Source organism: Inquilinus limosus MP06, assembly GCF_000767795.1.
GTDB lineage: Bacteria > Pseudomonadota > Alphaproteobacteria > DSM-16000 > Inquilinaceae > Inquilinus > Inquilinus limosus_E.
In genome coordinates this window covers 1-11,216 of sequence record NZ_JANX01000161.1, presented here as the reverse complement: position 1 = coordinate 11,216, position 11,216 = coordinate 1, and the positions used below count along the sequence as shown (strand labels likewise).

The following is an 11,216-nucleotide window of genomic DNA, read 5'->3' as shown; positions in this document are numbered from 1 at the left end:
CCCAGCACGCGCGATTCCCGGCCCGGCGGTGCGATGGTGGTGGCGAGGGTGTAGATCGAGGGCAGGATCACGCCGGCGCCCAGCCCGGCCAGCGCCTGGGCCGCCGCCAGCATCAGCCAGTGCATGGCTAAGGCGGAGAGCAGCGTCGCCGCCGTCAGCCCGATCATGCCGCCGAACAGCGCCCGACGCGGGCCGATGCGGTCGATCTGCGGCGCCAGCAGGAAGGCGGACAGCGCGGTGGCGCCGCCATAGGCGGCGATGGCCCGCGACACCGCCACCGGCGGGGCCGCCATCGCGGTGGCGACGTCGCCCAGGATCGGGCTCAGCACCAGCGAGTTCGAGCCGACCACGGCGATGCCGGCGGTCAGGATCGCGGTCTGCAGCGATACGGCGCTCTGATCTTGATGATGTTCGGGCATGGGGTGATAATCGCCGAACGTGGTTCGGCGATGAAGGGCAATTCTCATGGCCATCGAAAATATGAAAGCGGTTCGGCGCCGGCCCGCCGAGGCTCCCTCCGTCGACGCCGTTGACCGAAAGCTGTTAGGGCTGCTCGCGGCCGACGCGACGCTGAGCTATGCCGAGCTGGGCCGGGCCCTGAACCTGTCGCCGCCGGCGGTGCATGAGCGGGTGAAGCGGCTGAGGCGCGACGGGGTGATCAGGGCCACGGTCGCGGCGCTGGACGGGCGCAAGCTCGGCAAGGCGATCCTGGCTTTCATCCATGTCAACACCACCGGCTGGGGCAAGTCGCCGGAGATGCTCGACCTGGCGCAACTGCCGGATGTGGAAGAGATCCACACCGTCACCGGCGACACCTGCGTCATGCTGAAGGTGCGGACGCAGGATGCCCAGGGGCTTGAGGACCTGCTGCGGGTGATCTACGAGATCCCCGGCGTCCAGGGCACGCGCAGCTACATCGTGCTCAGCTCGCATCTGGAGCGCGGGGCGCTGCCGGCGGACTAGGCCGCGGGCGAGACGTGTTCGGGTCGCGCTGGGCGCAGGCGGCATTCGGCCAGGCGGTCCAGTTCGTCCAGCGCGGCGGCGTGGCGCTGGCCCCAGTCGCACAGCGCGCGCAGCACCGGCTCCAGGCTCAGCCCCAGCGGCGTGGCCGAATAGTCCACCCGCGGTGGCACCTGGCGGAAGATCTCGCGGTGGACCAGGCCGTGCTCCTCCATCTCGCGCAGCTGCTGGATCAGCACCTTCTGGCTGATCTCGGGCAGCGATCGCTTGAGCTGCGACAGCCGTCGCGGCCCGTCGAACAGGTGGTAGAGGATCACTGCCTTCCAGCGGCCGCCGACCACCTTGAAGGCGCGCTCCACCGGCAGGACGGGCAGGCGTTTGATGGTTTCGGCCATGGTCACCGTCTGGTCAGTATGGAACGAAGGGGTGTGTAGAGCCGCCAAGCGGCATACTGGCAAAAGGCGCCTCACGCTGTCCAATGCCGGGTGAGGCCATGAAAACTGTCCAGTTCAGCCGCTTCGGCGGGCCCGAGGTGCTTGAAACCATCGAGATTCTGACCCCGCAGCCCGGCCCCGGCGAGGTTCTGATCCGGGTGCGGGTCGCCGGAGTGAACTATTTCGAGACGCTGATGCGCCGGAACCTCTACGCGGTCACGCCTGAGCTGCCGATGACCCCCGGCGTTGAAGTGGCGGGAGAGATCGCGGTGGTGGGGGAGGGCGTCGATCCCGCCGTCTTCGGTGCCAGGGTCGCGGTACCGATGTTCGCGATCGGTCGGCCCACGGGCGGCTATGCCGAATACGTCGCCGTCGATGCGGCTTCCGTCGTGCCACTGCCCGACGGGCTGTCCTTCGAGGACGCCGCGGCGCTGTTGGTACAAGGGCTATCGGCGCTGCATCTGGTGCGGAGCAGCCCGCCGCGCGGCCGGACGGTGCTGGTCACGGCCGCTGCCGGGGGCGTCGGGTCGCTGCTGCTGCAGCTGGCTCGGCGCGCCGGCGCCGAGCGGGTGATCGCCGTGGCCGGAGGGGCGGAAAAGCTGGACGTCGCCCGCGGCCTCGGTGCCGATCTCGGCATCGATTATCGCGAGCCCGGCTGGGCTGCCCAGGTCCGGAACGCCAGCGGCGGAAGCGGGGCCGATATCGTCTACGACACTGTCGGCGGCGTTATCACCAAGGCCTGCCTCGACGCTCTCGCACCGGCCGGAGAGCTGGTGTTCGGCGCGCTCGGCCGGTTCGACCTCACGGCCGCCGAGCTGGAAGGAATGCTGTTTCGGAACCAGTCGCTGAAGGGCTTCGCCCTGCTGCCGCTGCTGACGCCCGAGAGCCTGCGGGCCGATCTGGCGGAGCTGTTCGCCCTGGTCGCGACCGGCGCGCTGCGGGTGATCCAGGGCGGTCGCTATCGACTGGATCAGGCCGCCGAGGCGCACGGGGCGCTGGAGAGCCGCCGGAGCGCCGGCAAGGTCGTGCTCGTCCCTTAGGAAGGCTCAGCGCTCGCGCCGGTAGTGCAGGATCACGGCACCGGTGTCGAGCGTCCGGTTTTCGATCAGCTTCAGGTCGATGCGGTCGAAGCCCGGCGAGAACAGCCGCTGGCCGTCGCCGAACAGGGTCGGCGTCACCATCAGCCGGTATTCGTCGAACAGGTCGCGGGCGACGAAGCTCTGGGCGATGCCGGCGCCGCCGAACATGTAGAGGTCGCCGTCGCCCTCCGCCTTCAGCCGCGCGACCGCGCCCTCCAGGTCGTCGCGCACCACCGTGCCGTTCCAGCCGGGGTCGCCGGTCAGCGTGGTCGAGAACACGGTCTTGGGCAGCCGGTTCATCACCGCGGCCCAGGGCACGCCGGCGGCGGGGCTGTTCGGGTCGGTCGCCGCCGGCTCCCAGAACCCCTTGTTGAACAGGAAGTTGACCCGGCCGTAGAGCAGGTGCCCGGCCCGCTCCAGGGCGTAGCCGGACCAGTGCGTCGCCAGGTCCTCGGACCATTGCGGCGGCACGAACTCCCCCTTCGGCCCGGTGATGTAGCCGTCCAGGCTGATGAACATCGACAGGATGGCCTTGCGCATGGGTGTGTCCTCCAGGTCTTTTTTTATCTGATTGTATAGAGCAACTGGTTGCGTTCTATCTTTTCCGATTGCATATTGCAAGCGGAAAAGGAGCGACTCCGAATGAGCAGCGAACCGCGATCCGGCTGTCCGATCAATCTCACCCTCGAGGCCCTGGGCGACCGCTGGAGCCTGCTGGTGATCCGCGACATCATGTTCGGGGACCGGCGGCATTTCCGCGAGCTGCTGACCCGGTCGGAGGAGGGCATCGCCTCCAACATCCTGGCCGACCGGCTGAAACGGCTGACCGAGGCCGGGTTCCTGACCCGAACCGACGATGAGAGCCACAAGCAGAAGGCGATCTACAGCCTGACCGAGAAATCGATCCAGCTGGTGCCGCTCTTGGCCCATATGGGCGCCTGGGGCCGCCGTCACCTGCCCGCCACCCGCGACCTGTCGATCCGCGCCCAGCTGCTGGAGGAGGGCGGGCCGGCTCTGTGGGAGGAGTTCATGGACGACCTGCGCAGCGCCCATCTCGGCCAGCCGCGCCGGCGCAGCGGGCCTACCGTGGCCGAACGGCTGCGCGAGGCCTTCCTGACTGTCCGCGCCGCCGGCTGATTTTTTTGAGGGGGCGTGTCGGAACCCTGGTCAGGGGGGCGTCCTCGGGGCATCGAATGTTGAATGCCGAACCCAGGAGATCCCCATGACCGTCACCCCTGCCTCCGACCGCGAGCTCGTCCTGACCCGCCTGATCGACGCGCCGCGCGAGAAGCTGTTCCGCGCCTGGACCGAGCCCGAGCTGATGAAGCAGTGGTTCACGCCGCGGCCTTGGACCACGCCGGTGATCGAGGTCGACCTGCGGCCGGGCGGGTCCAACCTGATCGTGATGCGCGGGCCTGACGGCAGCGAATCCCCGATGCGGGGCGTCTATCTCGAAGTGGTGAGGAACGAGCGCCTGGTCTTCACCGACGCCTACACCAAGGCGTGGGAGCCGGCGGAGAAGCCGTTCTTCACCGGCATCATCACCTTCGAGGACGAGGGCGGAAAGACCCGTTACATCGCCCGTGCCCTGCACTGGACCGTCGCCGACCGCGAGGCGCATGAGAAGATGGGCTTCCACGAGGGCTGGGGCATCTGCGCCGACCAGCTGGCGGAGCTCGCCGCCCGGATTTGACCCGGGCGACTCCGCAAGAGAAGCGTCATTGCGAGCGCAGCGAAGCAATCCAGGGGTCGTTTTGGCGTGGCCCCCGGATTGCTTCGTCGGCTGCGCCTCCTCGCAATGACGGTTTAAAAGGCGGCCAGCCTCAGCCGACGGTGGCCTTGCTGCGGTAGTGGTAGCGGTACAGCTCGGTGCGGAAGCCGAGCGACCCGTAGAGGGCCAGGGCCGGCGCGTTGTCGGCCACCACCTGCAGGCAGGCGCCGCCGGCGCCCTGGGTCAGGGCCCAATCCATCAGATGGCCGACGGTCCGCGCCCCGTAGCCGCGCTGGCGATGCTCGGGATGGGTCTCGACCGATTCCAGCACCAGCAGCCGGTCGTGGATGACGCCATAGGCCTTCGCCACCACTTGGCCGTCGATGCGGCAGGCGGCGAAGGCCTTGGGCAGGACGATGCTGTCGACCATCGCGCCGAAGATCGGATCGGGCTCGGCCGATCGCAGGGCGAGCCAGTCCTCGTCCGGCCGGTCCGACAGCTCGACATGGGCACAATCCCGCGGCCGATGATCGGTCAGCTCCGCCAGCAGCGTGATGGTCTCGCCCTCGGCGGCGTAGCCCGCGCGCTCCAGCGGCGCATCCATGCCCGCGACGATCGACGGCACCCGGAAGCGGGAGGGCTGGCCCAGGCCGCGATAGATCCCCTCCGCCGTGGCAATGACGCCGCCCGGGTCGCGCGGGCCGCCGCGCAGCGGGTTGACCGAGTTGGTGCGTCGCGTGGCGCCGCCGGAGGCGCGCAGCAGCCAGCCGCACAGCAGCACCTGCCGCGGCGACGGCCAGGCGTTCTGGCAGGCTTCCTCGACTCTCCAGGCGATATCGTCGGCGGACATGGGCGCTGATCCCGGAAACGGAAAGGGCCGGACGGCTGTCCGGCCCTCCCTCTATGTAGCGACGATTCAGCGCCGCGGCAGCAGCTTCTGCACCTCGTCGGCGGCGTCGGCCAGTGCTTCCTCCGGCGTCGCGCTCTGCTCCACCACCCGCGACAGGTTGTCGACGATGGTCTGGGTCACCTTGACGCCGTTGCTGCCGGGGAAGGCATACCAGGGCCGCATCTTCGGCATCTGCTCCAACCCGGCCTTGAACAGCGGGTTCTTGGCATAGAAGTCGCCGAGATATTCGGGCGACTTGGCCGCCAGCTCGTTGTTCGGGACGTAGCCGGTGCCCGGCACCACCACCGAGGCACCATAGGGGCCGGCGGCGAATTTGATGAACTCCCACGCCGCCTGCTGCTTGGCCGGGTCGCGGGTCAGCATCACCGCGGCGTTGCCGCCGGTCGGCAGCTGGCCCTTGGCCGGGTCCAAGAGCGGGATCGGCGCGGTGCGCAGCTCGAACTTGTCGCCGACATTCTTGATGGTGTTGCGCAGCGCGCCGGTGGTCTGGAACTCCAGTCCGACCTTGCCGGCGACGAAGGCCTGCTCGCCCGCCGACTTGGTGAAGACCGGCATGCCGCCCTCCTTCACCATGCGCTGGACCAGGGTGAAGGCGGCCAGGCCCTCCTCGCCGTCGAAGGCGACCTTCTTCTCATCGGCCGACAGCATGTCGCCGCCGGCGCCGAACAGCAGGGCGCTGAACATCCAGTCGTCGCCCTGCCAGCGGAAGTCGATGCCGTCGACGCCGTCGCCCAGCGCCTTGATCCTGGCGCCCAGCGCCAGCACCTCGTCCCAGGTCCTGGGCGGGGTGTCGGGGTTGCCGCCGGCCTTCCGCACCAGGTCGGCGTTCATGTACATGATCGGGTTCGAGGTGGCGAAGGCGAGGCCGGCCTGCTGCCCGCCGAACTGGGCCAGGCCCAGGATGTGGTCGCTGAAGCCCTGCTCGGCCATGCGGCCGTCGGTCTCGACGAAGGGCTTGAGGTCGACCGAGATGCCGCGCTCCGCCACCACCCGCAGCCGGTTCAGGCCGATGAAGGTGATGTCCGGCATCTCCGCCGTGCCGGCCTGGCGCAGGATCTGCTGCAGCCCGTCCTCATAGGTCGGCGAGGGGCTGGCGAACACGATCTTGATGTCCGGATGCTCGGACATGAACTTCTGCGAGATCGTGTCCATCACGTCCTTGAAGAAGCCCGGCATCGGGTAGTGGACGGTCAGGGTGGTCTCGGCCAAGGCCGTGTTGCTCGCGGCGCCGGCCAGGCTCGCCGCCAGGGCCAGGCCCGCCAGCGCGGATCGGATCAGTTTCACGGATTGCCCCTCTCTGGAAGAAACGCGACCGGGTCAGCCCTTCAGCCCGGTCAGGGTGATGCCTTCGATGAAGCGGCGCTGGGCGGCCAGGAAGGCGGCGACCAGCGGCAGGGTGACGATCACCGTCGCCGCCATCAGCGCGCCGTAGTCGTCGCCGGCCTCGGCGGCGCGGAAGAACAGCAGGCCCAGCGGCGGCGTCGCCATCCTCGTGTCGCTGACCACGATCAGCGGCCAGAACAGGTCGTTCCAATGGGCGACGACCGAGAAGATCGCGAAGGCGGTGATCGCCGGCCAGGCGTTCGGCACGATGACGCGCCAGACAATCGCCAGCTCCGACATCCCGTCCAGCCGGGCCGCGGCGATCAGGTCGTCCGGCATCGCCCGGAAGAACTGCAGGAACAGGAAGATGCCGAACACCGAGATGGTGAAGGGCGCCACCAGCGCGACATAGGTGTTCAACGTGCCGGTGGCCGACAGGGCCACATAGATCGGCAGGGCGATGGCGTGGATCGGCACCAGCAGGCCCAGCATGATCATCGTGACCATGGCCCGGGACCCGCGGAAGCGCAGCTTGGCCATGGCATAGGCGCAAGGCACGGCGACCAGCACCTGCAGCACCAGGATCAGGCCGCAGACGATCACGCCGTTCAGCAGGATCTGTTCCATCGGCACCCGGGTCAGCGCCTTGGTGACGTTCTCGACCAGCGCCCAGCGCTGCGGCAGCAGCGACAGGGAGGAGGAGAAGATTTCGTCCTGCGGCTTCAGCGCGACCGACAGCATCCACAGATAGGGCGCGACGAAGACCAGCGCGCCGACGGACAGCAGGCCCAGGCGCAGGCCGCGCAGGATGGTCTGGCCGGTCATGCGTAGTGCACCCGGCGGTCGAGCACCCGGTACTGCAGCAGCATCAGCACCACCAGCACGGCCAGGAACACCACCGTCATCGCCGAGGCGTAGCCGACCCGGAGATAGACGAACCCCTCCTGGTAGATGGTCCAGAGCAGGACCTCCGACGCCTTGTTCGGGCCGCCCTGGGTCAGGGTGCCGACGGTCTCGAACACCTTGACCGCATTGACCACGCTGATGGTGATCACGAAGAGGGTGGTCGGCCCCAGCATCGGCCAGGTGACCAGCCGGAACCGCTCCCAGGCGCCGGCGGCGCCGTCGATCTCGGCGGCGGCATAGAGCTCGCGCGGGATCGCGGTCAGCCCGGCCAGGAACAGCACCATGTTGAAGCCGACCGACTGCCACACGCCGATCAGCGCCAGGCTCAGCAGCACGGTCTTGCTGTCGCCCAGCCAGTTCGGGCCGCCGAGGCCCAGCAGCCGCAGCATCTCGTTCACCGGGCCGATGCTGGGGTGCAGCAGGTATTGCCAGACCGTGGCCATGGCCACCAGCAGCGAGGCGACGGGCAGGAAGTAGACGGTGCGGAACAGCGCCCGGCCGCGCGTCTCCGCCTCGATCAGCAGGGCCACGCCCAGGCCCAGCAGCACCGAGGCCGGGGTGACGATGGCGGTGTAGACCGCGGTGTTCTTCAGCGAGATCAGGAAGGTGCGGTCGCCGAACAGCTCGGCGTAGTTGTCGAGGCCGATGAAGATGATGCCGTCATAGCCCAGCTCGTAGTCGGTCAGGCTGAAGCCCAGCACCGCCAGGGTCGGGGCCAGGATCAGCAACGCCAGCAGCAGCACCGCCGGGGCGGATAGGCGCCAAGCGGCCAGGCCCTCCGCCCGCGCCGCGGCCCGGGCGGCGCGGCGAGCGATGCCGTCGTCGAGGACGAAGTCAGCCATGGGCGGCGATCCGCAGCGTTGCCTCGGCCACCGGCAGCCGGCCGCCCTCGGGGCCGAAGACCAGGATGTCGGCGGCGTCCACCGCCAGCATCGCCGCGGCACCCGGCGCCAGCCCGGCCGCCAGGGCCGGGGCGGTCTTGGCAACCAGCTCCGTGCCATCGGCCAGGGTCAGGAACACCAGCAGTTCGGAGCCCAGGAACTCCAGACGGCGCACCGTGGCGGCGAGGCCGGGCTGGCCCGGCATCAGGAAGCGCAGCGCCTCCGGCCGCACGCCCAGCGTCACCGCCGTGCCGGGCGCGGCCTCGACGCCGCCGACCAGGATCCGGCCGCCGATGCGGGCGGCGCGGGTCTCGTCCAGCACCGCCGGCAGCAGGTTGATGCGCGGGCTGCCGATGAACTGCGCCACCTCGACATGCGCCGGGTCGGCATAGGTCTTCGCCGGGCTGTCCAGCTGCAACAGCCTTCCGCCCATCATCACCGCCACCCGGTCGGCCATGCTCAGCGCCTCGGACTGGTCATGGGTGACGTAGAGCGTGGTGACGCCGGCGCGGCGGTGCAGCTCGACGATCTCGCCGCGGGTGTGGACACGCAGGTTGGCGTCGAGATTCGACAGCGGCTCGTCCATCAGGAAGGCGGCGGGCCGGCGCACCAAAGCGCGGGCCAGGGCCACGCGCTGGCGCTGGCCGCCGGACATCTGGCCTGGCTTGCGGTCCAGCAGATGGTCGATCCTCAGGCTGGCCGCGGTGTCGCGGACCTGCGCCTGGATCTCGGCGCGCAAGGCCTGCTGGCCGGGCATCAGGTTGCCGATGAAGGGCAGGCGCTGGGCCGTCGACAGCCGCCGCATCGCCAGCGGCACGGCGATGTTCTGGCCGGCGGTCAGATGCGGGTACAGGGCATAGGACTGGAACACCATGGCGATGTCGCGCGCCGCCGGGCGCAGCGCGGTGATGTCGCGGTCGCCCAGCTGGACCGTTCCGGTGTCGGCATGCTCCAGCCCGGCGGCGATGCGCAGAAGGGTGGTCTTGCCGCAGCCGGACGGGCCGACCAGGGCGATGAACTCGCCCGGCGCCGCCTCGATGGTCACGTCCTGCAGGATGCGGTTGCCGCCGAAGGCCTTGCTGATGCGGCGCAGCGCCAGCCCGGTCACGAGGTCGCCTCGACCGGCTGGTGGCGCGGATAGACCTCGTGGATCACGTCGTCGATCACGAAAGGCCGCAGCTCCGGCAGCGCCACGATCTCGCTCGACGCCGTCTCGTCCAGCGTGTGGATCACGGCGCCGAGGATGCGGTCGCCCGGCATGTCGCGCTCCATCGGCCCGACGACGAAGCCGGAGGAGGGGCCCCAGACATAGCGGGTGCCGAGATGGGCGCCGGTCCAGGCGCGGTGCAGATGGCCGCTGGCGACCAGGGCCACGCCGTGCCGTTCGAACAGCTCCAGCAGGCGGCGGCGCGGCGCCGGGCGGATGCTCCAATAGCCGGTGTCGCCCTCGTCGGGCGTGTCGACGAAGACCGGCTTGTGGGTGAAGACGATGACGCCGCGGCCCTCGCAGGCCTGCAGCACGCCCTCCAGCCAGGCGAATTGCGCAACCTCTTCCTCGCCGCCGCCGCCGATGACCTGGCTGTTCAGACCGACCAGGCGCCAGCCGGGCTGGTCATGCACCCAGCGGTCCGGCCCGATGATGCGGCGCCAGCGCTCCAGCCGCTCCGTATTGGCCGGCTGACGGGTGCCGGGCAGGTCGCCGACATCGTGGTTGCCGGGCACCGACAGCACCGGGAAAGGCAGGGCGCGCAGCAGTTCGGCGCAATGCTCCAGGTCCGCCTCGACATCCGCCCCGTCGACGCTGAGGTCGCCGGTGTGGACCACCAGGTCCGGCCGGGCGGCCTGCAGCCACTCCGCCAGCGGCGCCCAATTCGGCGCGAAATGGCTCTTGCCGGGGCTGAGATGGGTATCGGTGATCTGAACCACCCGCACGGTCGGCTCCTTTGCTGCTGCCGATCACGCCGCATGTCATGGCAAAGCACCCGCGCGTGGGGTGGCCCGACGAGCGGCGGCAATCGGATGGATCGAAAAAAGCGAGCTTCGGTGCCGCGGCCGGTATCCGGTTCCGCTGCGTCTCGCGGCGCGCGGATGATAGGGAGCGGGGATGACGGATCTGTTGCGGCTGGATGAAGAATCGATGTCCGCCGGGACGGGATCGACGGTCGACGCCGTGAAGCCTCGGCGGGCATCATGCCCCGGGAGCGACTCGAAGAAGGCGGATGGATGATCGTTCGGGCGAGGCGCGCGGCATGGCGGTGACGGCGGAGGCGCCGCGGCGGCGGTCCGCGCTTCTGATGGCGCTGGTGCAGTGGAACCGCGCCACCATCCCCTGGCCGGTGGCGCTGCGCAACGCGCTGGCCGTGGCGGTGCCGGTGATCCTCGGCGTGCTGGCCGGCCAGACCGATGTCGGCCTCGCCGTGGCCGGCGGCGCGCTCAATGTTGTCACGTCGGATGCGCCCGGGCCGCATGCGCTGCGCCTGCGCCGCATGCTGCTGATCTCGCTCGGCACCGGGCTGGCGGCCCTGGCCGGCTTCTCGCTCGGCACCCATTGGCTGCCCTTCCTGCCGGTGCTCGCCGTCTCGGCCTTCCTGCTGGCCATGCTGGTGGCGCTCGGCCCGGTGGCGATGCAGGGCGGCACCGCCATCCTGATCGTGCTGGTGGTGACCGCCGGCACCGCCGGCCACGGCTTCGACCCCTGGGCCGCCTCCGGCCTGTTCTTCGCCGGCGGCCTGCTGGCGACGCTGTTCTCCGTCGCCGCCTGGCCGTTGCGGATCTACCAGCCGGAGCGCGACGCGCTGGCCTCGGTCTACCGCATGCTGTCGGAGATCGCCCGGGCGATGCCGGAGGATACGGAGTTCATGCCGCTGGCGGATTCCCTGGGCGAGGCGCAGCTTCTGCTGGCCCGCAGCGGCGCCGCCCGGATCCGCGGCGTCGAGGCGTTCCGGATCCTGCTGGGCCTGGCCGAACGGATCCGGCTGGAACTGCTGGCGCTGTCCGACCTGCGCGGACAGG

General features: G+C 69.8%; 14 protein-coding genes. 5 read left to right on the top strand and 9 right to left on the bottom strand.

The window, feature by feature from the left end; translation table 11 throughout:
• Positions 1-419 (bottom strand): MFS transporter (locus tag P409_RS14650; protein WP_034838009.1); only part of this gene is annotated, 419 nt, incomplete at its 3' end.
• 61 nt (positions 420-480) lie between these two features.
• On the opposite strand from P409_RS14650, the gene P409_RS14645 reads away from it, so the two are divergent.
• A complete protein-coding gene (locus P409_RS14645) occupies positions 481-963 on the top strand; it encodes an Lrp/AsnC family transcriptional regulator (RefSeq protein WP_152613381.1) in 483 nt (160 codons plus the stop codon).
• On the opposite strand, the gene P409_RS14640 is transcribed toward P409_RS14645, so the two are convergent.
• Positions 960-1,355, bottom strand: a complete 396-nt coding sequence (locus P409_RS14640; protein WP_034838003.1) for a winged helix-turn-helix transcriptional regulator — start codon at positions 1,353-1,355, stop codon at positions 960-962. The two genes, P409_RS14645 and P409_RS14640, sit on opposite strands and share 4 nt — an antisense overlap.
• Before the next feature lie 83 nt (positions 1,356-1,438).
• On the opposite strand from P409_RS14640, the gene P409_RS14635 reads away from it, so the two are divergent.
• On the top strand, positions 1,439-2,434 hold the full coding sequence (locus tag P409_RS14635; RefSeq protein ID WP_202964671.1) for a quinone oxidoreductase family protein: 996 nt from the start codon (positions 1,439-1,441) through the stop codon (positions 2,432-2,434).
• A gap of 6 nt (positions 2,435-2,440) precedes the next feature.
• Here P409_RS14635 and P409_RS14630 read toward each other — a convergent pair whose 3' ends face one another.
• A complete protein-coding gene (locus tag P409_RS14630; protein WP_034837998.1) occupies positions 2,441-3,013 on the bottom strand; it encodes a dihydrofolate reductase family protein in 573 nt (190 codons plus the stop codon).
• A 102-nt stretch (positions 3,014-3,115) separates the two neighbouring features.
• On the opposite strand from P409_RS14630, the gene P409_RS14625 reads away from it, so the two are divergent.
• Both P409_RS14625 and P409_RS14620 read left to right on the top strand, forming a co-directional pair.
• On the top strand, positions 3,116-3,610 hold the full coding sequence (locus P409_RS14625; protein WP_034837996.1) for a winged helix-turn-helix transcriptional regulator: 495 nt from the start codon (positions 3,116-3,118) through the stop codon (positions 3,608-3,610).
• Positions 3,611-3,695: 85 nt separating this feature from the next.
• Positions 3,696-4,166 carry an SRPBCC family protein gene (locus tag P409_RS14620; RefSeq protein ID WP_034837994.1) on the top strand — a complete coding sequence of 157 codons (471 nt, stop codon included), beginning with the start codon at positions 3,696-3,698 and terminating at the stop codon, positions 4,164-4,166.
• A 130-nt stretch (positions 4,167-4,296) separates the two neighbouring features.
• On the opposite strand, the gene P409_RS14615 is transcribed toward P409_RS14620, so the two are convergent.
• From P409_RS14615 to P409_RS14590, 6 genes are all read right to left on the bottom strand, one after another.
• Positions 4,297-5,034, bottom strand: coding sequence for a GNAT family N-acetyltransferase (locus P409_RS14615; protein WP_034837991.1), 738 nt, complete (start codon positions 5,032-5,034; stop codon positions 4,297-4,299).
• A 66-nt stretch (positions 5,035-5,100) separates the two neighbouring features.
• The gene (locus P409_RS14610; RefSeq protein ID WP_034837988.1) at positions 5,101-6,378 is read right to left on the bottom strand and encodes an ABC transporter substrate-binding protein; all 1,278 of its coding nucleotides are present in this window, start codon (positions 6,376-6,378) and stop codon (positions 5,101-5,103) included.
• Between the two features lie 33 nt (positions 6,379-6,411).
• Positions 6,412-7,242 carry a carbohydrate ABC transporter permease gene (locus tag P409_RS14605; protein ID WP_034837986.1) on the bottom strand — a complete coding sequence of 277 codons (831 nt, stop codon included), beginning with the start codon at positions 7,240-7,242 and terminating at the stop codon, positions 6,412-6,414.
• Positions 7,239-8,165, bottom strand: a complete 927-nt coding sequence (locus tag P409_RS14600; RefSeq protein WP_034837983.1) for a carbohydrate ABC transporter permease — start codon at positions 8,163-8,165, stop codon at positions 7,239-7,241. Before P409_RS14600 ends, P409_RS14605 begins: the two co-directional genes overlap by 4 nt.
• On the bottom strand, positions 8,158-9,312 hold the full coding sequence (locus tag P409_RS14595) for an ABC transporter ATP-binding protein (protein ID WP_034837980.1): 1,155 nt from the start codon (positions 9,310-9,312) through the stop codon (positions 8,158-8,160). The genes P409_RS14600 and P409_RS14595 overlap by 8 nt, the downstream gene beginning before the upstream one ends.
• Complete coding sequence (locus tag P409_RS14590; protein ID WP_034837977.1) at positions 9,309-10,136, bottom strand: metallophosphoesterase family protein; 828 nt, start codon at positions 10,134-10,136, stop codon at positions 9,309-9,311. Before P409_RS14590 ends, P409_RS14595 begins: the two co-directional genes overlap by 4 nt.
• Before the next feature lie 287 nt (positions 10,137-10,423).
• On the opposite strand from P409_RS14590, the gene P409_RS14585 reads away from it, so the two are divergent.
• Positions 10,424-11,216 (top strand): FUSC family membrane protein (locus P409_RS14585; protein ID WP_274519160.1); only part of this gene is annotated, 793 nt, incomplete at its 3' end.

What these genes read in the sequence shown, in the direction of transcription:
- P409_RS14630 (WP_034837998.1), bottom strand. Translation starts at nt 3,013, where the DNA reads ATGCGCAAGGCCATCCTGTCGATGTTCATCAGCCTGGACGGCTACATC.
- P409_RS14605 (WP_034837986.1), bottom strand. Translation starts at nt 7,242, where the DNA reads ATGACCGGCCAGACCATCCTGCGCGGCCTGCGCCTGGGCCTGCTGTCC.
- P409_RS14625 (WP_034837996.1), top strand. Translation starts at nt 3,116, where the DNA reads ATGAGCAGCGAACCGCGATCCGGCTGTCCGATCAATCTCACCCTCGAG.
- P409_RS14600 (WP_034837983.1), bottom strand. Translation starts at nt 8,165, where the DNA reads ATGGCTGACTTCGTCCTCGACGACGGCATCGCTCGCCGCGCCGCCCGG.
- P409_RS14640 (WP_034838003.1), bottom strand. Translation starts at nt 1,355, where the DNA reads ATGGCCGAAACCATCAAACGCCTGCCCGTCCTGCCGGTGGAGCGCGCC.
- P409_RS14620 (WP_034837994.1), top strand. Translation starts at nt 3,696, where the DNA reads ATGACCGTCACCCCTGCCTCCGACCGCGAGCTCGTCCTGACCCGCCTG.
- P409_RS14615 (WP_034837991.1), bottom strand. Translation starts at nt 5,034, where the DNA reads ATGTCCGCCGACGATATCGCCTGGAGAGTCGAGGAAGCCTGCCAGAAC.
- P409_RS14645 (WP_152613381.1), top strand. Translation starts at nt 481, where the DNA reads ATGAAAGCGGTTCGGCGCCGGCCCGCCGAGGCTCCCTCCGTCGACGCC.
- P409_RS14635 (WP_202964671.1), top strand. Translation starts at nt 1,439, where the DNA reads ATGCCGGGTGAGGCCATGAAAACTGTCCAGTTCAGCCGCTTCGGCGGG.